We start from the raw sequence: 26,417 nt of genomic DNA, 5'->3' as shown, positions 1-26,417 counted from the left end.
TATTAATAGGTAGGCAAAAATATGCTGATCCGTAACCAAAAACAATATGATGAAAAAAAACTTCCAACAATTATGATTATTTTGGGGGCTATAACCTTCGGATTTACTTATTTAACGCCAGCACATGGTGAAGAGATTTCAAACGAATCATCAGCGGATGGTGTGGAATTTGACTCATCTTTTTTGATTGGTGAAAACGCACAATCAATTAATACAGATAGGTTTAAGTTTGGAAATCCTATTTTGCCAGGTGAATATAATGTTGATGTTTACGTAAATGGTAACTGGTATCGTAAGCATCGAGTTGTATTCAAGAATAAATTAAATAATAAATCAGCAAATGCTTATACGTGTTTTGATGCAAAAACATTAATGCAGTTTGGTGTCAAAAAAGAGATTTTAAACTTTGAGCCGTCTAATTCTACTTCGACATCTTGTCAGCGTATTGAAAATTGGGTGAAAAATGCATTTTATGAGTTTGATTCTGCTCGTTTAAGACTAGATATTTCTATCCCTCAAATTGCGATGCAACAAAATGCTCAGGGCTACATCGACCCAAGTGCTTGGGATCGAGGGATTAATGCTGGATTTATTTCATACAGTGCCTCAGCATATAAAACAAAAAATAACTCTGAAACCAATCCTGAGATTAACAATGCCTTCATGTCTTTGGCAACTGGTGCAAATTTAGGTGGGTGGCAACTCCGTCATAATGGTCAATGGAAATGGTCTGATCACGAAGATCAGGGGAGTAATAAAAGTAGTTACGATGCAGTCACGACTTATGTACTACGTGCCTTTCCCCAATATCGAGGTATGTTGACACTCGGTGATTATTTTACCAATGGTGAATTATTTGATTCTGTAGGTTATCGCGGTCTAGATTTCACAAGTGATGAACGGATGTTACCCAATAGCATGACGGGTTATGCGCCCCGAATTCGTGGTAATGCTCGTACGAATGCTAAAATCGAAATTAAACAACAAGGTCAAATTATTTATCAAACTACAGTTGCACCGGGTAGTTTTGAAATTAATGATCTTTATCCCACTGGCTTTGGTGGTGAATTAGAAGTTTCAGTCATTGAATCTGACGGTCAAATTCAGCGCTTTTCTGTACCTTATGCATCAGTTGTACAAATGCTAAGACCTGGTATGAATCGTTATTCATTTACGATAGGTGAGTTTAGAGATAAGGATATTGATTTAGATCCATGGGTTGGTCAGGCAAAATATCAACATGGGATCAATAACTATATTACAGCCTATACAGGGCTACAATTTTCTGAAAATTATCAGGCATATTTAGTCGGTACAGCTTTTGCGACACCAATTGGTGCGATTGCAATTGATATCACGCAATCTGATGCTAAGTTTGATCGAAGAAAAGATCAAAGTGGACAAAGTTATCGTTTGAGTTACAGCAAATTAATTAGCCCGACGAATACGAATTTAACTTTGGCTGCTTATCGTTATTCAACTGAAAACTTTTTGAAACTACGCGATGCCTTTTTAATCCAAGATTTGGATGAAAAGGGTGTAAGCTCAGGTCATGTAGGTAAGCAGAGAAGTGAGTTTACCATCACGTTAAACCAAGGATTACCAGATAATTTAGGCAATTTCTATGCTACAGGTTCTTGGAGTGATTATTGGAACACCAACCAAAAGTCTAAACAATATCAAGTTGGCTACAGTAATACTTATAATTTGCTGACGTATGGTTTATCTGCCATTAAACGAGAATTAGAAAATAACAATACGAATATGCGTAGCAGCGATACTGAGTATATGCTGACGCTTTCTTTGCCACTAACATTTAAAAAGAGCGCTTTAAATCTAAGTTCAATTACCACGCAAGATCGTATTAATGTAGGTGCGAGTGGTACAGTGGGTGAAAAATTCAATTACGGATTTTCGACTTCCGCTGATTATGGCAATAATCCAAGTTTTAACACTAATGTACAATATCGAACAAATTATTCAACTCTTGGCGCGTCTTATAGTTTGGCGGATCAATATCAACAAATGTTAGTCACAGCCCGAGGCAATGTAGTTGTACACCGTGATGGCGTACATTTTGGACCAGATCAGGGGCAAACGATGGTCTTGGTGTATGCCCCTGAAGCCTCAGGTGCAAAAGTAAATAATTCGACAGGTTTAGAAATTAATAAATCTGGTTATGCGATTATTCCTTATGTCACACCATATCGTCTGAATGACATTAGCTTGAACCCTGAAGAGATGTCGACAGATGTAGAGTTAATGGAAACAAGTCAAAGAATTGCACCTTATTCAGGCGCGATAACGAAAGTGAATTTTGCGACTAAATCAGGGAAGGCAATTTATATCAAAAGTGCGCTAAAAGATGGACAGTCTTTACCATTTGCAGCAGAAGTATTCAATTCTAATCAAGAAAGCATTGGTTTAGTTGCTCAAGGTGGTTTGGTTTATGTCAGAACTGCAGCACTCAAAGATACTTTAAACATCGTTTGGGGTTATGAGCCAGATGATCGTTGCCAAATCCAATATGATGTCACTGCGCATCAGTCTGAAAATATGATTACGACAGAGGCTCTATGTCAATGAAAACAAATATTTTAATAGGTGCTGTTGTACTCTCAGGTTTTGCCATAACTTCTGTTCAAGCAGCTTGTACACCTCAAGCTAACTTTAGAACAGTTGATATTAGCATGGTTGTTGGCAGAGTCGTAGTCAGACCATCTGATCCAGTAGGCCGAGTTTTAACCAAAAAAACGTTTCCAATTTCACCGAATGGTTCAAGTATTCGGTGTGATCGAAATCCTGTAAATATTAATGCAAGACTGATTCAAAATGGTCAGTTGAGTCCCGCTGGGGATTCAGTTTATGAAACCAATATTCCAGGTATTGGGATTAGGCTTTATCGTGAAGCCGCAAATAATCAAAATTTTTCAGGTTATTATCCATACACTCGTAGGTTAACGGCTAATACAACTTATAACTTAGATAATGGTTTTTTTGTTGTCGAAATTATCAAAACTGCAGTGAATACGGGTTCAGGTGTAATAGCACCGGGACGTTATAGTACTTATTATGTAGAGGGCTATCCTCAGCAAGCTTTTTTAACCAGCACAGTATATGGTAATGCGATTACGATTGCTTCAAGTTCATGTGAGATCCAAGGAAATATCAATAAAACGGTGAATTTACCTACAGTAAATAAATCTGATTTTAAAGGTGTTGGATCTACAGCGGGTGAGCAGGCATTTGATATGAATATCTTATGTAATGGTGGAGATAATCCGACGAGTGTGACAGAAACAAACCGAATTAGCCTAAGCTTTGATTACACTTCAACTGGAAATAATTCAATCGTAAATGATGCAGCGTCAAATGTCAGAGCCAAAGGTGTAAATACACAATTAATTTCCAATTATCAAAATCAAAATAAAGTTATTACTCAAGGTGAGCAAATACAACTTGGCACCGTGAGCTCGAATCAAACGGTTCAATATAACTTGCCATTGAAAGCACGCTATATCCAAGTTGAAAACCAAGTAGAACCTGGTCGTGTGAGAGGTCAGGCAACGGTCACAATCCAATATCAATAGTGATATGTAGTTCACATTAATAAAAAATATTTAATTTATAATATTGTTTTAACTTTATTTTTATGTAATTTAAAGATCGTATGCTTTATTGGGGAAAGGCAATGCGATCATTATTTATACTTATTCTAAATATGGTCATTTCGGTGCACGTCGTGCATGCTCAAAATATTGAATTTCAAGGTTCAGTCATTGAAAATTATAGCTGTTCTGAAAGTTCTTTAGAAAAATATTGTATTGAATTACATGAACTCATTCAGCAGTTAAAAGATCATCAAGTGACTCAAGATGATCGTTTAAGTTTAGATCATTATGTGGTTCAAGTAAGCAATGTAAATGGGCAAGATAAGAAAATGATTTCAGTTTATTACCACTAATTAATCTCAAAAGCTTGCAATGGAATAATGCTCTTCCATAAGAAATCTACGTTGTCATTAATGGAGATGGATTGAATTGGTATTGAAGATTAATCACCAAACTTATTTGGGATGACCAGTAACCTTTTTTTGAGTTGATCATCTTCAACCAGTCTGACTTCAGCATCTAAGTTATAGAGTTGATGGACTAATTGCTTTGTTAGAACATCTTCTGATTTTCCTTGTGCAATGATTTGACCATCTTTCATGGCAACTAGAAAATCGGCACAGCGTGCAGCAGTGGCTAATTCATGTAGAACCATCACTATGGTTTTACCTTGTGAGGCTAGAGAGCGGACTAAATTTAAAATATCGGCTTGATGACCGATATCGAGCATACTGATTGGTTCATCTAAAAGAATTAAAGGAGTTTGTTGTGCGAGTACCATTGCGATCCATGCACGTTGACGTTGACCTCCTGATAGATTACTTAAATTTTGATTTTTTAATTCACTTAAATGGGTCGCAGACAAAGCGTCATCAATCGCTTTTTGGTCCTCGATGTTGAGTCGTTTAAACCAACCTTGATGTGGAAAACGACCGAAGCTTACTAACTGCTCAACTGTCATGCCGTTGGGTGCAGTTACATGCTGTGGAAGTAATGCGAGTTGCTTAGCGAGCAACTTTTTACTGAGTAAATTCAGTTGATTTTTTTCCCAAATGACTTGGCCTTGATCATATGGATGAATTTGAGCAATACATTTTAACAAGGTCGATTTTCCACAGCCATTTGGACCAATGAGGACGATGACTTGACCCTGCTGAAATTCAGCATTGATACCCTTCAAAACTTGATGGTGATTATATCCAGCACCTAATTGATTGATGATTAAACTCATGTACGACTCATACTTTTAGAATGACGATATAACAACCACAACAACAGTGGACCACCAACCATGCCGCTAATAATGCCTGCGGGAATTTCGACAGGGGCAAGCAAATTTTTTCCAAGTAAATCGGCACTTAAAACCATTAATGCACCAATACACATGGTTGGGAAAATCGGAAATAAATGATGAGGAAATGATTTAAATGCGATGATTGGTGCGGCAATAGCCACGAATCCAATGGGGCCCGCAATACTGACAGCGGTCCCAGCGAGAAACGCAGCAATAATAATGAGCATCAGTCTAATTTTAGATAAGGGTTCTCCTAGACTATCAATGACAGAATCAGGGAGAACCATTGCACTAAATAGTCGCCGCCACAGCACAATAATACTGATAAGCAGCATGATAAAAATCGAAGTTGGTAGCAAGATGCTGTAGCTTCGACCAATCAAACTACCACTACTAAAAATTAAAACATTACTGGTGTGCATTACTGGCAGTGTCGCAAGGATAAGGTCAAAACTGGCTTTCATGAGTGTTGCAATTCCGACCCCGATGACCAAAATACGATACCCTTGTGTTCCCACACCGCCTGAAGCAATTAAAATAAAAAAAACACAGAAGATCGCACCCATTAATGCTTGCCACCATTGACCTAACATACTAGAACTTGAGAGGAGAATGGTGAATGCCAAAGCAAGCACTGCACTGTCACTGATACCAAAAACATCTGGGCTCGCAAGAGGATTTTTGGTGATAATTTGAAGAATGAGACCAGATAAGGCGAGTGCAGCGCCAATCAATAAGGCTGCCAAAAGTCGTGGTAATCTAATCTTTTCAACGAGAAGTTGATGTGCAGCTGACGCATTGCCTGTAAATACATTCCATAGCGTATTCAAATTTAATGTGATTTCACCGTACATCAGGCTAAATAAACTAAGTGATATCAGTAGAATCGGAATGATTATCCAAGCCTTTATCATTGATTTTTGTTTTAAACGACTCAACAGAGAAGACATATTATTTCTCCGCCTGAATGATATTTTGTAAGTTATTTTGACGCACCATCCATATCAAAATAGGTGCACCTAATAAGGCTAAAAGAATACTGACAGGGGCTTCGAAAGGTTGCACGACTGCACGTGCAATGATATCCGCGATCAGCAACAACAACATGCCAAATAGTCCACTATAGATGAGCTGTTTCTGAATACTCTGAGCACCAATAGCTCGTGCAAAGTAAGGTGCAATCAAGCCTAAAAAGGCAATTGGTCCTGTTAATGCAACGGCACTTCCAGTTAATAAAACCACAGCTAAAATGCAGAATGCATCAAGTAGTTTCGTATTTAAGCCTAAGCTATTCGCCAGTTGATCACCAACTAAGCTAAGACCCAGGGGGCGTATCACCAATATAGCGATGATGAGTCCGATCGCCATTAAAATTAGTGCAAGACCGAGATATTGAATATCAACGCGATTGAGCGAACCCAAAACCCAAAAACGATAGTCATCTAAACCATTTTGGAAACTCAGAAGAATGGCAGCCATAAAACCTTGGAATGTACTGGTGATTGCCAGTCCAGCCAAGACTAAACGTGTAAGTGAGCTATGATCTGTCATTTGACGAGGGGTGATGGCAAAGACCAATAATGCACTCACTAAAGCTCCAATCAGCGCCCAAAAAAATAGTCCGAAGGTATCCATTTGAAGAACAATGGCCAAAACAATGGCAAGAGATGCACCACTATTGATTCCGATTAATCCACTATCAGCCAAAGGGTTTTTAAGCAAGTTTTGAAGGATGACGCCTGAGATCGCTAAAGCTAATCCGACACTCACCGCCGCAATAGTACGTGGAATTCTAATTTCCAATAGGGGAGTGATTGGTTCTAAGGACCATTGACTTAGTGCCTGAAGAATAAGTTGCAAACTGTCTGTAAAGTAGGGCTGACCAGCGCCGTACGCGATCGACAAAACAGCGCAACATAAAATAATCAAGCTAAGCACGATTCCCATCAGCGGGAATCGGTCAAGTACAGTTGTAGCATTCGTCAGCATATTAATTATGGAGATGCTTCATTACATCATCAATGGCATGTCGAGCAGCATGTGGTCCACCTATGCCAGTCCACATAGATGCATCAACCACGAAATAATGCTTGTTTTTTGCAGCATTAAGACGTTGGAATTCTGGTAATTTTTCTAGTTCTGCCAGTTGCTTTTCCGAGTTTAGATGATTGCCAATGATGAGCCAGTCTGCATCAATTTGATCAAAACGCTCTCGACTGATTGGAGGCGTATGGCTTGCACCTGGTTGTTGCTGATGTTGAGGTCGTGTTAAGCCAATATCTTTTAAAACTTGGCTCGCAAATGAATCATTTAGCATATACACAGGTCCATTGGCTGTCCAACGAATGACACTGACTGATTGACCTTGTTGAGCTTGTAATTTCTGTTGAGCTTCTTGCGCATATTGATCGTACGCTTCTAGAGCTTTTTGGGCTTGTTGTTCTTTGTTTAATAAATGAGCGACCTTTTTGAAACTGTCTTTCCATGGCTCTCCGCGTGCAAAACTGACTGCAGTGGGTGCAATCTGCTGCAATTGATTAATCATTTGTGTATCAATCATGCTTCCAGCAATAATTAAGTCAGGTTGTAACGTGAGAATTTGTTCCATGCTCGGTTGTCCAAAGTTACCGACGGAGGCGATTTGTTGTGTTTCATTTTTGAGGTAATCTGGAAAATTACTTTGACCTCGAACATAACTACTGCCTATAGGTTTTATTCCAAGCGCAATAGCACTATCCAAATCAAGTTCACTTAAAACCACAACACGTTGTGGCTGAACAGGAATCGTAACTTGACGACCTAAAGCATCTTCAATTTGTCGTGTCGTATTTATTTGAGATTCAACCGTCGCTTTACTGTCTCGTGAAGAAGGTTCATTCGACTGAGAACATGCTGTGAAGAGAGTGATAGCACTCAATATAATTGCAATTTTATATTTCATATCTTTCTACATATTTCATTAAAATAATTCTATTCACTTATTCAACGGCATCCATCACTTGATGGCGTTCCTCATGATAAGCCTCTTCGTTGTGACCTTGCTTCCAATAAGGCACAGCATATAAATTGCTTTTGGGTAGCTGAAAGTTTTGTCTCAGTATTTTACGAAGTTCAACCACCGTTGAATTTTCACCCGCCAGTGATACTGAAATATCTTTATTTTTCCAGTCTAAGTTTTGCAAAGAATGACGGATGTTATTATTCAATTCATGAGGGCCTTTGCACCAATGAAGCTTAATGTGTTCAGGTTTATTCAGATGTATTTGGTCTGAATCATCTTCGATTTCGATCCAAACTTCACCATGAGCGTCTTTTGGTAATTGTTCAAGCGAGGCAGCGATCATCGGGATTGCTGAAAGATCTCCAACAAAAATCCAATATTCTGCATCGATTTTAAAACGTGCTGGTCCTCCTGGACCGGCTAGACCTAACAGATCACCTGGACTCGCATGCTTTGCCCAATCAGCCGCTATACCAAAATCTTCATGTCTTACAAAATCGATGACTAAAAGTTGCTGTTCTTCATCGAAATCTCGAACAGTATATGTCCGCGTAATTGGTTTCTTTCCATTTGGCCACGTAATTTTGCCTAAAGAATTTCGAAACGGGAGGTCAGGAGCTTGTTGATCAGGGTTAGGAAAAAACAATTTGATGTGCGCACCACCATCACATTTTGCATAACCTGTGAAATCTTCACTTTTAAACCTAATACGCTGTAAATGAGTGGAAATTTGTTCTGTTGAATGGACAGAAATATGTCGAGCTAGAGGAGGAGATTGTGTCGTCATTATTTAATCTTCTGTACTTATCAATGGAGTGAAGATCGTCGATACAGTAATACATGCGTCAGTCGACAGATTTGAATGGTTATTAATCTAAATCAAACAAATTAAATTTGCAAATGATAATCATTATATTTAATAATCTTTTTGTGCCAAAGTGTAATCACAAAATATGAAGGTTAGGATATTTTGTAAAGCTTTGATTTTATAATGAAAATTAAATGTATGCGGTTGTCTTATGCAAATCAATGAATCCCATGATCTATTAACTCGTGCACAACACAGTATGTGGAAAGGACATCATTATCATGGCAGTTATCCTTTTCATACGGCGGAGTGGTTGGTTATTGAGGGACCATTAGATCGAGAGCTTTTTCAAAAAGCAGTTTATCTCACATTAAAGGAAGCTAAATCGCTTCATTGGCGAGCTTTAGTTCAGAGCGAATACGTCTATCGAGTAGATGATGTGACGATACGGAAACCTAGCTTCGTTGATTTATCTCAGCTTGATGAGGAGGAAATTTTAGAGTGGGCTGAAAAAGAAGTAGAACCAGCATTTAATTTAGAATCGGGTCATTTATATGACTATGTGTTTGCACACTTAGGTGAGCAAAAGTATGGATTATTTTTTAAAGCGCATCACGTTGCATTAGATGGCTACGCTTACGGACTGATGATTAGTCGATTTATTGATTATTATCAATCTCTCAAAAATGGTACTGAATTAAAAATTAAAGGATTCGATCATTATGAAAAGTTTATTGCAGAAGAACAGCGCTACCTTCACTCTGAAAAAGCTGAAAAAGATTTAGACTTTTGGAAGGCTAATTTTTCATATGAGAAAGCCCCTAAGAAACGACTTAAACGAAAATTAAAAGAACCATTTTCACAAGGGCCACGTTATCAAGAGGTAATTGATTGGCCTACACAGCTACAATTAAATGCATTAGCAACTGAATTAAAATTGCCCAGTGCTCTTATCGTCATGGCAGTGATGATGAGTTATTTAATAAAACAGTCTAAAGATCCTCAACAATGCTTTGGGGTACCTTTTATGTCTCGGTTGGGTACTTCATCTATGCGTATTCCGTGCTTAGTCATGAATATCCTGCCATTGAGGTTGGGCATTACTGGACAAGAAAACTTAAAAGAAATCATTTTATTATTAACGAAAAGGTTTGCCGAAATTCGACCGCATCAGCAAAGCTATTTTGAGCAAATGCGATTTGTATTAGAAGATTTTGATCCCTATGAAAATATCTTATTTGGACCTATTGTGAATTGGATTCCTTATCCTTTACCTGAACATTTCGAAGGGTGTAAGTTAACAAAAACAACTATATCCGCTGGCCCAATTGAAGACTTTGATACCGCGATTACCAATAAGTTTGTTAATGGTATTGAGCGTTTGTATCTCGCTGTTGACGGACATAAAGAACTTTATGATGTGCCGAGTCTCAAAGCTTATTGGTATGATTTTATGGAGATGATGAAAACTTGGTTAGCTCAACCAGAACTTGTTTTTGAACAACTTCAAATTCACAAACCACTGCCAGAATAGTCTGGCAGTTTATCCTTTGAATGAGGCAATAGGGCTGTTACACGCCTAGAGTTGCTCCACCATCAACCACTAATTCGTGCATTGTGATTTGGCCTGCTTGCTCTGAAAGTAAAAACATCACGGCATTGGCAATATCTTCAGCCTCAGCAATCTTTTGCAATGGAATACCATTTCGGAATTGTTCTAGATTTCCGTTGACAATGCCTGCTGGAGGGCGATCCTCAGTCCATAGTTGTTTTTGCATTTGTGTAAGGGTTGAGCCAGGTAAAACTAAGTTGCAGCGAATATTGTGAGGCGCAAGTTCCAACGCAAGATTTTTAAAATAGTGACTCACTGTAGCTTTGGTCGTTGCATACAAACCCATATTCATTCTTGGAATGAGGGCTGCATTTGAACTGATGCTCACAATCGCACCTTCTCTTTGCGGAATCATTTGGTGAGCGACCCAACGACTAAGTTCGGCAGGGCCAATGAAATTTATCGACAAATTTTCATGCCATTGTTCAACAGATGTATTTAATAAAGATCCCATTTCTAAGACCCCGACAGCATTCACTAACCCCGTGATCGTGCCTTTAAAAAGTATAGAATTTTCAATGTGCTGAATAATCTCATTGGTCTTACGAATGTCACAGCTGATATGGTCTAGATGGTTGAGTGATGCTTCAGGAATTAATTTAAAAAGTTCCCATTGATTGATGTCATCAATCCGATCAATTGCGATGACTTGATGATCCTTCTGCAATAGTTGACGACAAATTTCAGCACCAATTCCTCTGGCTGCACCCGTCACGATATATAAACTCATTTAAGTATCCTTTAATTTTATTAACAAATTGAAACGATAATCATTTTCAATTGGGAATAATAATTATTATATTGGTTGCGTTCAACTCCTAGAGGTTGTCCTTTTGTGAATGTTGAAAGTTTGATGCACGCAGTGCGAACAGATAATCGTGAGAACAAATATGTTGCCAATAGAACCGTCAGTTTTTCAAAATATGATAGGCATAAAAAAGGAAGAGTTAATTGAGGAAGATCAACCTGGCTTCGTGTTCGCAACGCCAACGGGGACCATTTCAAGTAAAAAGTTAGTTGAACATATCGAATTTGATCGAGCTTCTCATTTAAATTTTAATCAGCAGCAAGCACAGTGGCTTGAACAAGCAAAATCTGCACTACAAAAAAAAATCGAATTAACAGCGAATAAAGATCTTATTTTGGTCGGGAGCTTGCCTTTTGATCATCGAGATTTACCAGAAATCTCGATTGCGGAAGCAAAAAACACATTTGTAAATGAGCGCATTGATCAATCGGCTCAGTCTTCTCTGAATGATCAAGTGCAAGCGACTCTCATCCCAGCACAAGAGGAATACATTGCTGGTGTCGTTAAATTGGTTGAATTGATGAAGTCATCACCGCTTGAAAAAGCAGTATTGGCTCGGGCAATTGATCTTAAAACCCAACACAAAATTAATATTATTGATTTATTTTACCAGTTGTTGGCCTCTAATCCTGATGGCTACACATTTGCGTTGGCCCAAAACCCAAAACAATCTGGTTGGTTTATGGGGGCAAGTCCAGAGCTTCTCGTTGCGAAGCAAAATGAATATTTGTTTAGCCATCCAGTTGCAGGAACATTAGCACGTCATCCAGATCCAACACTGGATCAACAACAAGCTGAAAAATTGCTTGCTTCGCAAAAAGATCAGCATGAACACGCCGTAGTCATCGAAGCCATTGCAGATCAACTCGCTCCCTTGTGTAAAACGCTCAATATCCCAAAATCACCTTCATTGATTAAAACAGAGGCGGTTTGGCACTTAGCGACCAAAATTCAGGGAACGTTGAAAGATCCAGAGCAACATATCTTTGATGTGGTCTCAATTTTACATCCAACGCCAGCAGTCTGTGGACAACCAGCCCCTATGGCTCGCCAGTTGATTTCGGAACTAGAGCCTTTTAACCGTAACCTATTCGCAGGAACTATGGGGTGGTGTGATGCCCGAGGGAATGGTGCTTGGGCAGTGAATGTACGTTGTGGGCGAATCTTTGACCATTATGCGCGTCTTTATGCGGGTGCAGGAATTGTTGAAGCTTCACAGCCGAACAGTGAACTGTCAGAAACCATCGTGAAATTTAAAACGATGTTAAATGCATTGGGTTTCGATTCTCAGCACTTAAATCATGGGGAATAAAATGAATGCAAATGTAAATGACGAGTCTTTGCTCTGGGATGGGATCGTGCCATACCCAGAAGAATTCATAGAACGGTACATTCAAAAGGGATATTGGAAAGGTCAAACCATTTCAGAGTTTTTTCAAGAATCAGCCCAGAAATTTGCCAATCAGGTGGCATTGATTTGTGGTGATCGCCAGTATTCTTATCAAGAGCTGAATCAAAATATTGAACAATTTGCAGTCTTCTTGACTAAACAAGGCTATGGGCTGGCAGATGCTGTTGTGATTCAAATGCCAAATATAGCAGAGTTTTTTATTGCTTATTTTGCAGCTTTGCGGATAGGGATGCGACCAGTGATGAGTTTACCAGCACACCGTCATGCCGAAGTAAGTCATTTTATTCTGCAAACAGATGCCAAATTGTATATCTGTGTAGATAAGCATCTAGGCTTTGATTACAGATCCTTAGCGCAAGAGTGCCAGCGCAGATGTCCGACTTTACAGCAAGTGATTGTCGTTGGTGATGCAGGCGATTTTGATCCTTGGCCGAATCTTACATCGTTTAAAAATCATATGGTTTCAAAGCCCAAAATAACGGCTCGCCATGTGGCTTTTTTTCAACTTTCAGGGGGCAGTACTGGCACACCGAAACTTATACCAAGAACACATGATGACTATTTGTATAGTGTTCGTGCCAGTGCAGATATTTGTGAGCTTGATACAGCAAGCCGTATGCTTATGGTGCTTCCAGTAGCACATAATTTCAGTATGAGTTCGGCTGGTTCATTGGGTCTATTTTATGCAGGTGGAACACTTGTTTTAGCGAAAGATCCTTCTCCCCAAACTGCATTTCCACTCATTGAAGCGCACCATATTACGCATGTTGCTCTTGTCCCTGCATTAGCAGCAACATGGGCTGAAGCAGTTCAAAACGGCGCAACAAATATTTTTATGAAATTAACGGCTTTACAGGTCGGTGGAGCAAGGTTGCCAGATGCTTTAGCTGAAAAGTTGATTGATCAATACCAATGCCGATTACAACAAGTATTTGGTATGGCAGAAGGCTTGGTGAATTACACGCGTTACGATGATCCGAAAGAAGTCATTATAGGTACCCAAGGTTCCCGTATAAGTCCAGATGATGAAATTAAAATCGTCGATGAGGAGGATCACGAGCTGCCGTTGGGTGAGGTGGGGCATCTTTTAACTCGCGGCCCTTATACCATTAGAGGTTATTATCGGGCTTCAGAACATAACCGAAGTGCTTTTACCTTAGATGGATTTTATCGCACTGGTGATTTAGTTCGATTAACGCCAGAAGGCAATATTATTGTTGAAGGGCGAAGTAAGGAACAAATTAATCGTGGCGGTGAAAAAATCGCGACGGAAGAAGTCGAACAGGTTTTAAATCAACACCAACAAATCATCTTGTCCGCCTTGGTTGCACAACCAGATCCAAAGTTAGGAGAAAAAAGTTGTGCATTTATTCAATGGCGACCTAACGATCAAGATGCATCAGAAACAAGGCTGAAACTGCAAATTAGACAATTCGTTCAAGCATACGGTCTGGCGACCTATAAGATCCCAGATCGCATCGAATTTATTGAAGAAATGCCTTATACGTCATTGGGCAAAATCGACAAGAAACAACTCAGAAAACGCCTCACCGAAGACACGATTTAACGAAGGAAATAAAATATGTCAATCCCACGTATTGCAAGTTATCCCATGCCATCTGCTCAAGATTTTCCAGTTAACAAAGTTGATTGGACTTTAGATGCGTCACGGTCGGTTTTATTGGTACATGATGTTCAGCAATATTTTTTAGATTTTTACGATCAGACCCAAGCGCCCATTCCCACATTAATCCGAAATTGTAAAGCCCTTATTGATCAGGCACATGCACTAGGAATTCCAGTCTATTACACCGCACAACCTGGAGATCAGACGCAAGAACATCGTCAACTATTAACGGATTTTTGGGGTAAAGGTTTGTCAGCTGATCCAGCATTGACCAAAATTATTGATCCACTTCAACCAAAAAATGAAGACACCGTGCTGACAAAATGGCGCTATAGCGCATTTAAAAAAAGTGATTTTGAGCAGCAAATCAAAAAAGCCAATCGCGATCAATTAGTGATTTGTGGAGTATATGCCCATATTGGTTGCTTATTAACAGCTGCGGAAGCATTTATGCTGGATATTCAAGCGTTTATGGTGGGTGATGCCTTGGCGGATTTTAGCCGAGAAGAACATGATCTTGCACTAAAGTATGCGACTGGGCGCTGTGCAAAAGTCATGGATACTCAGACTGTGATTAACGCCTTAGGTCAGGGGCAATGATCATGAATGAATTAAGCATGCTTGAGTTAAAAAATATGGTCGCACATCAATTGAATTTACCTGTAGATGAAATTCAGCAGGAAGATAATTTATTTATGTTAGGACTTGATTCAGTCAGTCTTATGACGCTGGTTGGATTGCTACGTGAAAAAGGCTTTCAAATTGAATTTCAAGATCTGGTGGAGGAGCCAACGTTGAATGAATGGAGTGATCGTCTTAAATTGAATAGAGATTGATGTAAGACTAATGTGCATACCTTGAGAATCAACACATGCACAATCAACGGCCCTAGCCAAAGTACTTATAGCCAAAGGCCATTTTCGTTAAATTATTCGCTAACGTGAGTGGATCTTACATGCAATTAGAAAAATACTATTCTGATCAACAATGGAAAAAAATCCAAAATTTTGCCGAAACAAAGCAAAGCCCTTTTTTAGTTGTTGATTTAGATCAAGTGCAAACTCAATTTATTGAGTTGCAAAATAGCTTTCCAAAAGCCCATATTTATTATGCAGTGAAAGCAAATCCAGGTCGTGAAATTATTCATAAACTTGATCAACTTGGCTCATATTTTGATGTTGCATCAATTTATGAGTTAGACAAAGCGCTTGAATGTGGAATTCATCCAGATCGTATTTCATACGGTAATACTATTAAAAAAGCTTCAGACGTTGAATACGCTTACCGAAAAGGAATCCGTTTATTTGTTACCGATGCGGAAGCAGATCTCGCACAAATTGCCGAATTCGCACCGAACTCTAAAGTCTTTGTCAGGGCAATGGTAGAGTCGGGAGGTACAGCAGATTGGCCACTTTCACGTAAATTTGGATGCCACCCAGATATGGCGGTTGATTTAATGGTGAAAGCTAGACAATTGGGTTTAATACCCTTTGGCGTGTCATTCCATGTCGGTAGTCAGCAACGTGATGTCACTGTATGGCGTTCAGCTTTAACGGTAGTGAAGCAAATATTTAATACTTTGAAAGACCAATACGGTATCAGTTTACAATTAATCAATTTGGGTGGTGGTTTCCCAGCACATTACTTAGCTGATGTTGACAGTATTCAAAGTTATGCGCACGAGATTCAACGCTATCTTGATGAACACTTTGATGATCAGGTGATATTATTTTTGGAGCCAGGCAGATCGTTGGTGGGTAATGCTGGTGTGATTGTTTCAGAGATTGTTCTTATCGCCAATAAATCAGCACATGATGATAAACGATGGGTCTACACGGATGTGGGCGTCTTTAATGGACTAATTGAAACTTTAGGTGAAATGATCAAATATCCTATATATACACCTAAAATGCATTCAGCACATGAACATTCAAGTGTTGTGCTTGCAGGACCGACCTGTGATTCAACAGATATCATGTATGAAAAAGTGCCTTATCAGTTACCTAAAAACTTGAGCATTGGAGATCGACTTTATTGGTTAAGTACTGGAGCTTATACAACCTCTTATGCTTCGGTCGAATTTAATGGTTATCCACCTTTAAAAACGTTCTATTTAGATTGATTTTAGGAATGATGCTATGTGGTTGGTAGTCAGTCGCTCAAGCTGCGAGCCACATAGCCTAACCCTCACAGAAGCGTTATCATAATGCTAAAATCTTGATGGGTAGGCTCATGAAAATCGTTGCAGATGAAAATCTGGCATTCACAGATTATTTCTTTTCAGAATTTGGCGATATTGATAATAAAGCTGGTCGTACCTTAAAGCATGAAGATGTGGTCGATGCTGAAGCCCTATTAGTACGTTCTGTGACGAAAGTGAATTCTGCGCTCATTCAAAATACTGCATTAAGCTTTGTTGGTAGTGCAACGATCGGAACAGATCATTTGGACATTCCAGCAATTGAACAGCAAAATATTCAATGGTCAAATGCTGCAGGATGTAATGCCCAAGCTGTTTCTGAATATGTTATTACTGCGTTATTAGCTCTAAATCCTCATTTGCTAGATGCAGAACAAGATTTCACTTTAGCTATTATTGGACTGGGTAATGTCGGTTCACGACTCGCACATATGGCGAAATTATTGGGATGGAACGTCATCGGGGTTGATCCTTTTGTACAAAGAGAAAATATTCAGCAAGTCACTTTAGATGAAGTTTTTTCGAAAGCAGATGCAATTTCTATCCATGTGCCATTAACCACTTCAGGGATGCATGCAACCCGACATATGTTTAATGCTGAGACCTTAAAAAAGCTTAAACCATCTACAATTTTAATTAATTCTGCCCGTGGGTCAGTCATTGAAGAACAAGCTTTGATTGCAGATATTCGAGCAACAGGTCGTAAAGTTGTACTAGATGTCTTTGAGCATGAACCAGTCATTACGGAAGAGTTACTGGATCTTGTGCAATTGGTGACACCTCATATTGCGGGGTATAGTCTTGAGGGTAAAGCGCGTGGTACCCAGATGATTTATGATGCTTTCTGTCAGCATTTCGGCCATCAACCTTCCAAACAGTTCGAAACCCAATTGCCTACATGTGAACAATATTTTAACAATAGTGATCTCAAGCACACGCTGAAAACTCAATTAAACCATATCTACGATATCTTTAGAGATGATCAGAACTTAAGAGCATGCCTCAAAGATGGGAAAGTAGATCAAGCCTCATTTGATCAATTACGCAAAACATATCCATTACGCCGTGAATGGGCTGCTCATGGAGGGCCTCAGGCATGACTGACTCTCTGAGCTATCTACCAACTTGCGATTTTACTGCCATGAAAGCCAGAGCGAGGATGTATCAACAGATTCGCCAATTTTTTTTAGAACGTGATGTTTTGGAAGTGGAAACTCCAATTTTATCTCATGCTGGAGTAACTGATGTCCACTTGGCGTCAGTTGAGGCAAGCCGTCATGTACATGGTCATTTGAAAAAGCACTATCTTCAAACTTCACCAGAATTTGCCATGAAACGACTGTTGGCAGCAGGAGTAGGGCCAATTTATCAAATCTGTAAAGTTTTTCGTGATGATGAACATGGCCGTAAACATAACAGTGAATTTACCATGCTTGAGTGGTATAGACCTGATTTTAGTCTCAAAGACTTGATGTTTGAAGTTACAGATTTACTCAATGTCACTTTGGCACATCGTTTTGGCGAAGTGCGACCTACGATTTTAAGTTATAAACATGCATTTATAGATCGCTTAGATCTTAATCCACTTAAATCCACATTAGAGGAATTAAAGGATTGTTGTAATCGTGTTGGGTTAAATCTAGATCTGGGTGATGATCGTCTAGGATATATCGACCTGTTATTTTCGCATATGGTGGAACCGAGCTTAGGTTTTGATACGCCTGTATTTTTAACGGATTTTCCACCAGAACTTGCTTCTCTTGCAAAAACTCGAGTTGATGAAGATGGTGAATTGGTTGCAGCACGTTTTGAGCTATACATTGAGGGCTTAGAGTTAGCAAATGCTTATGATGAGTTGATTGATGCAGATGTATTGCGTTCCCGTTTTGAAGCTGATAATGCTGAACGCGAAAAATTAGGCTTAGATGTTATGCCAATAGATGAAAATCTCTTAGCCGCATTGCCTAAAATGCCAGAATGCTCAGGTATCGCATTAGGAATCGATCGTTTACTGATGGTGGCAACAGAGAAAATGAAATTAGAGCAAGTGATTACATTTCCTGCTGATCGCTCATAAGATTTTTTATCCTCAGGATAAAGGACGATCTTGAGGAGCTAATATTTTGACAAATGTCGTGCTATACGCTTTAAAACCGTGATTTAAATAAAACTGATGTGCAGGTAATCGTTCAGCACGATTACCACTACTGACCACAATTTTTTGAATACCTTGTTGACTGGCTATATGTTCAACGTGAGCCAACAGTTTTTGACCAATCCCTTTATCGCGATGCGCCTGATCTACAATGAGTACTAGAATGCGAAAATACGGATCAGCACATTCACATGATATTTCTTCAACAAAACCAATATATGCGACAACTTGTCCATGATCGATAAATACTAGGGTTGTATAACGCTCCTGGGCTTGCAACCTCATCAAACGTTCTTTCATAACTTCTGTTTGAGTTGGATAGCCGATTTGGGTAGTCAATTCAGCGATCGCTGCAACATCATGGTTTAAATTTACAGGTTTAATCAGTATTGTCATGGCTATTGAAACATGATTTATAAGTATGAATTGAACTATGTTTAAATAATTTAATCTTTCATGTATTTTGTTTAGATAAATTTAATATTTTATCTTTTAATATTGGATTTGATTCATTTTTTCAACGTGAAGATTTAAAACAATAATCATAGGCGACGATATGTCTTTTTCTATATTTTTATCTTTTGTAATTTATACAATTGTGACATCCATAACACCTGGACCTAACAATTTGATGGTCGCAACCTCAGGAGTGAACTTTGGACTCCGTGCGACTTATGGACACATTTTAGGTGTAGCGATCGGTTTTGGGGTCATGGTGATTTTGGTTGGTTTAGGAATTGGTACATTACTGAGTCAAAATCAATTGGTTTACGAAATTCTAAAGTTGATCGGTATTGCTTATTTAATCTATTTAGCTATTAAGATTGCTCAATCAGGCTCAGTTGAATTAGATAAAACTCAAGCGAAACCCATTACTTTTTTGCAAGCTGCATTATTTCAATGGGTCAATCCAAAAGCTTGGATTATGGCAATGGGCGCGGTGACGACTTATTTAGCTGCAGGCAGTGAATTTTATTGGTATATCATTTTGGGTGTTGTGTTTGGGTTAGTCTGTATTCCATGCACGGGAGCTTGGGGAATACTCGGAGAAAAATTACAAACTTTGGTGCGTACGCCACAGCATCTAAAAATTTTCAATTACAGTATGGCGCTACTATTAGTGGCTTCAATCATTAAACCAATGATTGATTCTTTTAAATATTTTCAACAATCATTCTTTTAAAATACGATTACCTCCTGAGTTTCAGGAGGTAAATATTATGCGTTTACCAAGGATTGATGTTTTTCTCGGTGCGTTGCCAAAGCCTCGATTCTTTTTTGTATCAGCATTTCACCAATATCAGGGCCTTTGATCTCAGGCGGTAAATCAGATGCTTTAATTGAACGAACAATCTGTACCGCATCTAATACATATTTTGCTTGAGGATATTCACGGTCTTCGAGACCTAAGCGACCTTTGGCATCACATTCACATGCTTGTACAAAAGCCTCAACACGTTCAGGACGGCGTAATACATCTAAACGTTGTAATAGACGCCAAAGTGTTCCTGGTTTTAATGTAAACGCCTGATGGCATTTAAGATGTTCTTTGCACACCGCAATTGCCAATTGTTTGGTTTGGGTCGGAACTTTAAGACGTTCACATAAATCAGTCACGGGCTGAACACCACGTTCCTCATGCATGATATGGCGAGGTAACTCATCTTTAGGCGTGAGTGCTTTACCCAGATCATGCACTAATACTGCGAAGCGTACATCCATCGAGTAGTCTGCTTTACAAGCTTGTTGTAATGACATCAAGGTATGAATACCACAGTCAATTTCAGGATGGTATTCAGGACGTTGTGGTACACCAAATAATGCTTCGATTTCTGGAAAGAGGATTTTGAGAGCATCACACTGACGAAGGACTTCAAAGTAAATATCAGCATCACGTTCCATTAAAGCACGAGAAGTTTCTTTCCAAACACGTTCAGGTGTAAGTGCTTGCAATTCACCAGAATCAGCCAAATTTTTCATTAAGGCTATGGTTTCTTCAGCTACTTTAAAACCATACTGATGATAGCGAGCTGCAAAACGGGCAACACGCAATACTCGTAGTGGATCCTCTGCAAATGCATCAGAAACGTGACGTAAAATGCGTTGATTCAAATCTTGATAACCATGATAAGGGTCGAACAACTCACCATCTTCATTCATGGCCATTGCATTAATGGTCAAATCACGACGAATTAAATCATCTTCAAGGGTTACCGAGGGATCGGTAAAAAATTCAAAGCCATGATAACCATGCCCAGATTTACGCTCAGTACGAGCGAGGGCGTATTCATCTTTAGTTTCGGGATGTAGAAATACAGGAAAATCTTTACCAACAGGTTGGAACCCTTGGTTTAAAAGTTGTTCTGGTGTTGCACCGACAACGACATAATCTTTTTCGTGATAGGGGTGTCCGAGCAACTGATCTCGTACTGCGCCGCCTACTAAATAAACTTGCATAAAAAACCTCTATTCTTAGCACCATCATGCATCAGAATAGAGGTTTTCTCAAGTCACAAAACGTGCCCTAAATAAAGGATTAGAGCGCGTTTTTTTCCTCTTCTTGAATTTCTGCAACAGTTAATGCAGTCATATTCACAACACGGCGCGTAGTTGCTGTTGGTGTTAAGATATGAACTGGCTTAGCCGCACCTAATAAGATTGGACCAATTGTTACATTATTTCCTGAAGTTGACTTCAACAGGTTGAATGAAATATTTGCAGCATCTAAATTCGGCATAATCAATAGATTCGCAGAACCTTTGAAGCGCGAGTTCGGGAATGCAAAGCTACGAATATTTTCATCAAGCGCTGCATCTGCATGCATTTCACCTTCAACTTCAAGTTCAGGTGCGATTTCAGAAAGAATTTCATACACTTTACGCATTTTTTGAGCGCTAGGATCAGTCTGGTCAGAACCAAAACTTGAGTGCGACAACAATGCTACACGTGGAGTAATACCGAAACGACGGACTTCTTCTGCTGCTAAAATAGTCATTTCAGCAAGCTGTTCAGCCGTAGGATTACGATTGATGTATGTATCTGCAATGAACAAGTTGCGATCTTCGAGCATCAACGCATTTAAGGTAAAGAAAGTGTTATGACCTTCTTTTAAACCAATGACATTACTCACGAAATCTAAATGAATATCGTAGCTAGAATACGTACCACATAGCATACCATCTGCTAAGCCGTGGCGTACTAACATCGCTGCAATCAGGGTCGAACGACGACGTGATTCACGTTGTGCATACTCAGGTGTTACCCCTTTACGCATCATCAGATTATAGTAATCATCAGCAAACTTTTCGTAATCAGGATTTGTTTCTTGATCAACGATAGTGATATTCACACCATTTTCTAAACGTAAACCTAATTTCTTAATATTCGCTTCGATCACAGCAGTACGACCCACCAAGATCGGTTTTGCCAGGCCTTCGTCTACTGCAATTTGAACAGCACGAAGAACACGAAGATCTTCACCTTCCGCATAAGCAATACGTTTAGGATCAGTTTTCGCTTGAGCAAAAATTGGTTTCATCATAAATGCTGAGTTATAAACGAACTCAGAAAGACGCTGATGATACACGGAGAAATCTTGGATTGGACGAGTCGCTACACCAGAATCCATCGCAGCTTTTGCAACAGCAGGTGCAATCTCAAGAATCAAGCGTTGATCTAGTGGGCGTGGAATTAGGTAATCACGTCCAAATGATGCAGATTTTTCACCATAAGATGCAGCATCAGCTTCTACATGTGCCATACGAGCAATTGCGTGTACACATGCAATCTTCATTTCTTCGTTAATGGTTGTTGCACCTACATCAAGTGCACCACGGAAGATATATGGGAAGCAAAGCGCATTATTCACTTGGTTCGGATAGTCTGAACGACCCGTCGCCATGATCACATCATCACGAACTTCATGTGCATGCTCAGGCAGAATTTCAGGATCTGGATTAGCAAGCGCGAAGATGATTGGATCCTTCGCCATGACTTTGACCATTTCTTTAGTCAAAATACCCGCAGCTGATAGACCAAGGAACATATCTGCACCAGCAATCACATCAACAAGCTGAGAACCTTCAATATCTTGAACATAGCGTTTTTTAGAGTCGTCTAAGCCTTCACGTTTAGTGGTGATCAAACCGCGAGAGTCAGCAACAATGATATTTTCTTTTTTAGCACCTAATGCACAAAGAAGATCTAGACATGACAATGCAGCTGCACCAGCACCTGATGCAATGATTTTGATGTCTTCAATCTTTTTGCCATTTAATTGCAAAGCATTTAAAAGTGCTGAGCCTACAATGATTGACGTACCGTGTTGGTCATCATGAAAGACTGGAATATTCATGCGCTCACGAAGTTTCTGTTCAATATAGAAACATTCTGGAGCTTTGATATCTTCGAGGTTAATCCCCCCGAAAGTCGGTTCAAGAGCAGCAACGATATCTACGATTTTATCTGGATCGTTTTCTGCAATTTCGATATCGAAAACATCAACGCCTGCAAACTTTTTAAACAGGACGCCTTTACCTTCCATCACTGGTTTAGAGGCGAGGGGACCAATATTACCCAAACCGAGTACTGCAGTACCATTACTGACGACTGCGACTAAGTTACCACGTGCAGTATAAAGCGCTGCTTTAGAAGGGTCTTTTTCAATTTCCAAACATGGCACTGCAACACCTGGGGAATATGCTAATGCTAGATCATGTTGGTTGACGAGTTGCTTACTCGGAGTAACGCTGATTTTTCCTGGTGTTGGAAATTCGTGGTAATAGAGTGCTTGCTGTTTTAAAGATTGATCGTCCATCTGAATCCCAGTTATTACAATGTTCCAGCCTTGCTGGTTTTTTGGTTATATCGGTTCGAATATACCACTAGTTGCACATTGATCACAGTTAAAAGTCGAAATTTCATACATATTTAGGACTTTGGTCTAGCCTTTATTTGATTTTTGAGAATTGATATTCATTTTGCAGAAATTGAGTGCTATCAGCACTATTTAATGGTCTCGAAAAATAATAACCTTGGAAATAATCACAACCTTGTTTTTTTAAATATTCAATTTGCTCGATATCCTCAACACCTTCAGCAACTAATTTCATCCCCATCGTTTTACCCATTGAAATAATTGCATCGACAATAGCATTATTTTTACGAGTGCCAATCTTTGAAATAAAGGCGCGATCAATCTTGAGTGTATCAATAGGATAGTCGGCAAGATAAGCAAGGGAAGAATAGCCTGTACCAAAGTCATCTAGTGCGATTGAGAATTTTTTATTTTTAATTTGATTGAGGAGATCAAAAACATGAGATGATTTATCTAACAATGATGACTCGGTAAGTTCAAACTCTATAAACTCGGGTTTGAGTGAGTATTTGAGCACGGCTTGATCAATAAAATTGAGAAATTCCCCACGATGGATCTGTTGCGCCACGACATTAATAGAAATTTGTAACTTATCAAATCCTAATTCATGCCATATTTTAAGTTGCTTACATGTCTGGAAAATAACAAATTTTCCGATATCTGAGATCAGACTAGTCATTTCAGCAATCGGTATAAAACGATCTGGCATGATGATGCCATACTTTGGATGATTCCAGCGGATTAATGCTTCAAAGCCGCTCACTTGCATCGTTTTACTCTCTATCTTAGGTTGATAGTAAATTTCTAAGTCCTGATTTTTTATAGCAAGTCGTAAATCTCTTTCGAGCTCAATGTCACTGCCAAAAATGGATTCAGGCTTGTTGTCATAATAATAGGCTGTGCTGCCCCCTAGTTTTTTTGCTTCTGTTAAAGCGCTTTCCGCGTGACTATTTAAGCTACCAATTTGTCTACCATGATTGGGGTAAATTGCGATACCCAGTGAGACATGAATCATGTGTTCTTGCCCATCGATGATAAAGGGTATTTCAAAGGCCTCAAGGATCTGATCGACGACTTGTTGGATCGTGTAATGACTATGATTTAAGTTGTAAATCATAGCAAAGTCATCATTATTTAAATATGAAATCAGAACAGCTTTAGAACAGGTATATTTCAGTCTTCGGGAAACTTCTTTGAGAACTTCATCTCCAGTTTGATGATTAATAAACTCATTAAAATGTCTAAATCGATCAATGTTAAGACGAATAATAGAAAAATGGCTCAGAATTTTAGATTTACTAATTAGATACTGGTGTAACTGTAAATTAAAATAAACACGGTTAGGTAAATCTGTAAGTAGATCGTAATTCTCTAAGTAGGCCATTCTTTCAAGATTTTGTTTCCGTTCAGTCAAATCTGAAATGATGCCTACATAATTTAAAATTCTATTTTTATCATCACGAACTGCATTGATATGCAGCCACAAGGTTAATATCTTTCCTGAAATAAATTCTTCTGTGACCTCAGCATCATATTGTCCGGTGAGTAACACCGTTTGAGTTATATCGGCGTGATGTTGGCTGAGTTGGGATGTGGAAGATTTGGTAATATCAAAGATGTGTTTTGAGATAATATCCTGCGGTGGGATGTTGACCAATTCACTAAAATAAGGATTAACTTCTAAAAAACACAAGTTATTGTCTAAAACGAAAACTCCTTGGGCCACTTGATTAAATACATTCGAAGCTAATTTCAATTTTTCTTGTGCTTTTTTTTCACTCTCAATGTCTTGGAAAATACCCACCATTTTAAGAGGTTTATTATTTTTAGTATCACGTGTAATAACTCGACCAATATCTTTAATCCAGAACCACTGATCTTTTACTTTAGTTCTATAATGTGCTTCAAAACGTTCAGTATTTCCTCTTAAATGTCTACGGAGCTCTTTACGATAATTTTCTTGATCTTCTGGGTGAATAAACTCGTTAATTTGATCAGTTGCACTTTGGTAATGTAAAACCTGATTACCATATTTAATGCCTGAAATTTCAATCGTTCTTTTCTCAATATTCCATAGCCAAGATGAAATTCCAGCAGTTTCATGCGCAAAATCGAGATTAGCTTGATGGTGCTGCAGTCGATCGTTGATCTTATTAATATCGTAGGTTCGTTCAATTACTTTTTGTTCGAGTAATTGATTATGCATTTGTAATTGGCTTTCAATTTCTTTGGATTTTTCAATCTCATTTTTTAGCTTTTCTTGGAGAAGTGATGACTCCATAAGATGTTTTCTAGATTCAGATAAATAGAATTTATTGTGACTATTTAATATTCCAAGACGGCGGTACATCTTATGGGTAAGGAGAGCGCAAATAAGTAATACACCAAACCAAATATTAAAGATTAAACTAAAAACATCAGGAGTATTATCTAAAAAAAGGAAATTGGAGAGGACTATGGCCGAAGCTGAAGGCAAAAAAACATAAAGGAAGTATCGTAACCGCTGTGATAAAAATACAATAGCAAAAGTATAAACAATAGATAACATTAACCCAGCTAAAGTCAACATATGTATATCTTTGACTTCTGGATTATGTTCGGGGATAAGCTGTAATACGGTATAAATACCAATAGCTAGACCAGCTCCAGTAATTAAGCAAACCAATTGTGCCCACATGTCTAAGTTAAAAATACTAATTTGATTAGATTTTTTAAAAAAGAGGGTAAAGCAAATACAGATTAAAAGAATGGCGGTAAATATAATGAGCCAAATGGTATAAGGTATTGAAAAGCTTTTGAAATAAAAGAAGTAAATAAGTTGATTATAGATACAGGCAAAGAGCACCCACGCTAAAAAAAAATGCAAATTAGAAGTCGCACTTTTGATCTGGCTATCGAGTACAGAGTTGGAAACATGCTCTCCCTGAACTTCACTCATAACTGGCAATACCTTAATTTTCTTTCTACTTTATTTGAATTATTTTTGAGTACGAACTTAAAAAATATAAATTTAG

General features: G+C 38.7%; 22 protein-coding genes. 12 read left to right on the top strand and 10 right to left on the bottom strand.

Going from position 1 to position 26,417, the window contains the following annotated elements; translation table 11 throughout:
* Window positions 1-72: 72 nt before the first annotated feature.
* The 3 genes from AC1M85_RS10345 to AC1M85_RS10335 all read left to right on the top strand — a co-directional run bounded on the left by AC1M85_RS10345 (window position 73) and on the right by AC1M85_RS10335 (window position 3,964).
* Window positions 73-2,586 carry a fimbria/pilus outer membrane usher protein gene (locus AC1M85_RS10345; protein WP_488213871.1) on the top strand — a complete coding sequence of 838 codons (2,514 nt, stop codon included), beginning with the start codon at window positions 73-75 and terminating at the stop codon, window positions 2,584-2,586.
* Window positions 2,583-3,590 carry a fimbrial protein gene (locus tag AC1M85_RS10340; protein WP_488213026.1) on the top strand — a complete coding sequence of 336 codons (1,008 nt, stop codon included), beginning with the start codon at window positions 2,583-2,585 and terminating at the stop codon, window positions 3,588-3,590. Before AC1M85_RS10345 ends, AC1M85_RS10340 begins: the two co-directional genes overlap by 4 nt.
* Window positions 3,591-3,691: 101 nt before the next feature.
* Complete coding sequence (locus AC1M85_RS10335; protein WP_481607099.1) at window positions 3,692-3,964, top strand: hypothetical protein; 273 nt, start codon at window positions 3,692-3,694, stop codon at window positions 3,962-3,964.
* Between the two features lie 89 nt (window positions 3,965-4,053).
* Here AC1M85_RS10335 and AC1M85_RS10330 read toward each other — a convergent pair whose 3' ends face one another.
* Genes AC1M85_RS10330 through AC1M85_RS10310 form a run of 5 tightly spaced genes read right to left on the bottom strand, consistent with a single transcriptional unit; the run spans window position 4,054 to window position 8,693 of the window.
* Window positions 4,054-4,842 carry an ABC transporter ATP-binding protein gene (locus AC1M85_RS10330; RefSeq protein WP_488213025.1) on the bottom strand — a complete coding sequence of 263 codons (789 nt, stop codon included), beginning with the start codon at window positions 4,840-4,842 and terminating at the stop codon, window positions 4,054-4,056.
* Window positions 4,839-5,855: a FecCD family ABC transporter permease gene (locus tag AC1M85_RS10325; RefSeq protein ID WP_488213024.1), complete on the bottom strand. Its 1,017-nt coding sequence runs from the start codon at window positions 5,853-5,855 to the stop codon at window positions 4,839-4,841. The genes AC1M85_RS10330 and AC1M85_RS10325 overlap by 4 nt, the downstream gene beginning before the upstream one ends.
* 1 nt (window position 5,856) lies before the next feature.
* A complete protein-coding gene (locus AC1M85_RS10320; RefSeq protein ID WP_488213023.1) occupies window positions 5,857-6,894 on the bottom strand; it encodes a FecCD family ABC transporter permease in 1,038 nt (345 codons plus the stop codon).
* A 1-nt stretch (window position 6,895) separates the two neighbouring features.
* Complete coding sequence (locus AC1M85_RS10315; protein WP_488213022.1) at window positions 6,896-7,846, bottom strand: ABC transporter substrate-binding protein; 951 nt, start codon at window positions 7,844-7,846, stop codon at window positions 6,896-6,898.
* Between the two features lie 37 nt (window positions 7,847-7,883).
* The gene (locus AC1M85_RS10310; protein WP_481609390.1) at window positions 7,884-8,693 is read right to left on the bottom strand and encodes a siderophore-interacting protein; all 810 of its coding nucleotides are present in this window, start codon (window positions 8,691-8,693) and stop codon (window positions 7,884-7,886) included.
* 232 nt (window positions 8,694-8,925) lie between these two features.
* Between AC1M85_RS10310 and AC1M85_RS10305 the strand changes: the two genes are divergently transcribed.
* Complete coding sequence (locus AC1M85_RS10305; RefSeq protein ID WP_488213021.1) at window positions 8,926-10,248, top strand: condensation domain-containing protein; 1,323 nt, start codon at window positions 8,926-8,928, stop codon at window positions 10,246-10,248.
* 37 nt (window positions 10,249-10,285) lie between these two features.
* Here AC1M85_RS10305 and AC1M85_RS10300 read toward each other — a convergent pair whose 3' ends face one another.
* Entirely contained in the window at window positions 10,286-11,056 is a 771-nt protein-coding gene (locus tag AC1M85_RS10300; protein ID WP_488213020.1) for an SDR family oxidoreductase, read from the bottom strand.
* A gap of 160 nt (window positions 11,057-11,216) precedes the next feature.
* Here AC1M85_RS10300 and AC1M85_RS10295 point away from each other — a divergent pair, with 160 nt between their 5' ends.
* From AC1M85_RS10295 to epmA, 7 genes are all read left to right on the top strand, one after another.
* Window positions 11,217-12,446, top strand: coding sequence for an isochorismate synthase (locus AC1M85_RS10295; RefSeq protein WP_488213019.1), 1,230 nt, complete (start codon window positions 11,217-11,219; stop codon window positions 12,444-12,446).
* Window position 12,447: 1 nt separating this feature from the next.
* Window positions 12,448-14,112, top strand: a complete 1,665-nt coding sequence (locus tag AC1M85_RS10290; protein WP_488213018.1) for a (2,3-dihydroxybenzoyl)adenylate synthase — start codon at window positions 12,448-12,450, stop codon at window positions 14,110-14,112.
* A 15-nt stretch (window positions 14,113-14,127) separates the two neighbouring features.
* Window positions 14,128-14,772, top strand: a complete 645-nt coding sequence (locus AC1M85_RS10285) for an isochorismatase family protein (protein ID WP_488213017.1) — start codon at window positions 14,128-14,130, stop codon at window positions 14,770-14,772.
* Window positions 14,773-14,774: 2 nt separating this feature from the next.
* A complete protein-coding gene (locus AC1M85_RS10280) occupies window positions 14,775-15,008 on the top strand; it encodes a phosphopantetheine-binding protein (RefSeq protein WP_228133240.1) in 234 nt (77 codons plus the stop codon).
* 119 nt (window positions 15,009-15,127) lie between these two features.
* Window positions 15,128-16,294: a type III PLP-dependent enzyme gene (locus AC1M85_RS10275; RefSeq protein ID WP_481588508.1), complete on the top strand. Its 1,167-nt coding sequence runs from the start codon at window positions 15,128-15,130 to the stop codon at window positions 16,292-16,294.
* A gap of 110 nt (window positions 16,295-16,404) precedes the next feature.
* The gene (locus AC1M85_RS10270; protein WP_488213016.1) at window positions 16,405-17,472 is read left to right on the top strand and encodes a 4-phosphoerythronate dehydrogenase; all 1,068 of its coding nucleotides are present in this window, start codon (window positions 16,405-16,407) and stop codon (window positions 17,470-17,472) included.
* The gene (epmA, locus tag AC1M85_RS10265) at window positions 17,469-18,449 is read left to right on the top strand and encodes an EF-P lysine aminoacylase EpmA (RefSeq protein WP_488213015.1); all 981 of its coding nucleotides are present in this window, start codon (window positions 17,469-17,471) and stop codon (window positions 18,447-18,449) included. Before AC1M85_RS10270 ends, epmA begins: the two co-directional genes overlap by 4 nt.
* Window positions 18,450-18,461: 12 nt before the next feature.
* Here epmA and AC1M85_RS10260 read toward each other — a convergent pair whose 3' ends face one another.
* A complete protein-coding gene (locus AC1M85_RS10260; protein WP_481588505.1) occupies window positions 18,462-18,923 on the bottom strand; it encodes a GNAT family N-acetyltransferase in 462 nt (153 codons plus the stop codon).
* Window positions 18,924-19,083: 160 nt separating this feature from the next.
* Between AC1M85_RS10260 and AC1M85_RS10255 the strand changes: the two genes are divergently transcribed.
* Window positions 19,084-19,710: a LysE family translocator gene (locus tag AC1M85_RS10255; RefSeq protein ID WP_481589723.1), complete on the top strand. Its 627-nt coding sequence runs from the start codon at window positions 19,084-19,086 to the stop codon at window positions 19,708-19,710.
* A gap of 35 nt (window positions 19,711-19,745) precedes the next feature.
* Here AC1M85_RS10255 and AC1M85_RS10250 read toward each other — a convergent pair whose 3' ends face one another.
* The 3 genes from AC1M85_RS10250 to AC1M85_RS10240 all read right to left on the bottom strand — a co-directional run bounded on the left by AC1M85_RS10250 (window position 19,746) and on the right by AC1M85_RS10240 (window position 26,341).
* Window positions 19,746-20,984: a multifunctional CCA addition/repair protein gene (locus tag AC1M85_RS10250; RefSeq protein WP_481588503.1), complete on the bottom strand. Its 1,239-nt coding sequence runs from the start codon at window positions 20,982-20,984 to the stop codon at window positions 19,746-19,748.
* A gap of 79 nt (window positions 20,985-21,063) precedes the next feature.
* Window positions 21,064-23,343: an NADP-dependent malic enzyme gene (locus AC1M85_RS10245; protein WP_092766000.1), complete on the bottom strand. Its 2,280-nt coding sequence runs from the start codon at window positions 23,341-23,343 to the stop codon at window positions 21,064-21,066.
* 133 nt (window positions 23,344-23,476) lie between these two features.
* Window positions 23,477-26,341, bottom strand: a complete 2,865-nt coding sequence (locus AC1M85_RS10240) for an EAL domain-containing protein (RefSeq protein ID WP_488213014.1) — start codon at window positions 26,339-26,341, stop codon at window positions 23,477-23,479.
* Window positions 26,342-26,417 lie beyond the last annotated feature (76 nt).

The organism is Acinetobacter sp. 24-47-64 (assembly GCF_057737055.1).
The sequence above is the reverse complement of the archived record's forward strand: the minus strand, read 5'-3'. Positions and strand labels throughout refer to the sequence as shown.

Coding starts and splice junctions, on each gene's coding strand:
- AC1M85_RS10345 (WP_488213871.1), top strand. CDS start 73: ATGATTATTTTGGGGGCTATAACCTTCGGATTTACTTATTTAACGCCA.
- epmA (WP_488213015.1), top strand. CDS start 17,469: ATGACTGACTCTCTGAGCTATCTACCAACTTGCGATTTTACTGCCATG.
- AC1M85_RS10330 (WP_488213025.1), bottom strand. CDS start 4,842: ATGAGTTTAATCATCAATCAATTAGGTGCTGGATATAATCACCATCAA.
- AC1M85_RS10340 (WP_488213026.1), top strand. CDS start 2,583: ATGAAAACAAATATTTTAATAGGTGCTGTTGTACTCTCAGGTTTTGCC.
- AC1M85_RS10240 (WP_488213014.1), bottom strand. CDS start 26,341: ATGAGTGAAGTTCAGGGAGAGCATGTTTCCAACTCTGTACTCGATAGC.
- AC1M85_RS10275 (WP_481588508.1), top strand. CDS start 15,128: ATGCAATTAGAAAAATACTATTCTGATCAACAATGGAAAAAAATCCAA.
- AC1M85_RS10335 (WP_481607099.1), top strand. CDS start 3,692: ATGCGATCATTATTTATACTTATTCTAAATATGGTCATTTCGGTGCAC.
- AC1M85_RS10305 (WP_488213021.1), top strand. CDS start 8,926: ATGCAAATCAATGAATCCCATGATCTATTAACTCGTGCACAACACAGT.
- AC1M85_RS10270 (WP_488213016.1), top strand. CDS start 16,405: ATGAAAATCGTTGCAGATGAAAATCTGGCATTCACAGATTATTTCTTT.
- AC1M85_RS10245 (WP_092766000.1), bottom strand. CDS start 23,343: ATGGACGATCAATCTTTAAAACAGCAAGCACTCTATTACCACGAATTT.
- AC1M85_RS10320 (WP_488213023.1), bottom strand. CDS start 6,894: ATGCTGACGAATGCTACAACTGTACTTGACCGATTCCCGCTGATGGGA.
- AC1M85_RS10300 (WP_488213020.1), bottom strand. CDS start 11,056: ATGAGTTTATATATCGTGACGGGTGCAGCCAGAGGAATTGGTGCTGAA.
- AC1M85_RS10250 (WP_481588503.1), bottom strand. CDS start 20,984: ATGCAAGTTTATTTAGTAGGCGGCGCAGTACGAGATCAGTTGCTCGGA.
- AC1M85_RS10260 (WP_481588505.1), bottom strand. CDS start 18,923: ATGACAATACTGATTAAACCTGTAAATTTAAACCATGATGTTGCAGCG.
- AC1M85_RS10255 (WP_481589723.1), top strand. CDS start 19,084: ATGTCTTTTTCTATATTTTTATCTTTTGTAATTTATACAATTGTGACA.
- AC1M85_RS10285 (WP_488213017.1), top strand. CDS start 14,128: ATGTCAATCCCACGTATTGCAAGTTATCCCATGCCATCTGCTCAAGAT.
- AC1M85_RS10310 (WP_481609390.1), bottom strand. CDS start 8,693: ATGACGACACAATCTCCTCCTCTAGCTCGACATATTTCTGTCCATTCA.
- AC1M85_RS10295 (WP_488213019.1), top strand. CDS start 11,217: ATGTTGCCAATAGAACCGTCAGTTTTTCAAAATATGATAGGCATAAAA.
- AC1M85_RS10280 (WP_228133240.1), top strand. CDS start 14,775: ATGAATGAATTAAGCATGCTTGAGTTAAAAAATATGGTCGCACATCAA.
- AC1M85_RS10315 (WP_488213022.1), bottom strand. CDS start 7,846: ATGAAATATAAAATTGCAATTATATTGAGTGCTATCACTCTCTTCACA.
- AC1M85_RS10325 (WP_488213024.1), bottom strand. CDS start 5,855: ATGTCTTCTCTGTTGAGTCGTTTAAAACAAAAATCAATGATAAAGGCT.
- AC1M85_RS10290 (WP_488213018.1), top strand. CDS start 12,448: ATGAATGCAAATGTAAATGACGAGTCTTTGCTCTGGGATGGGATCGTG.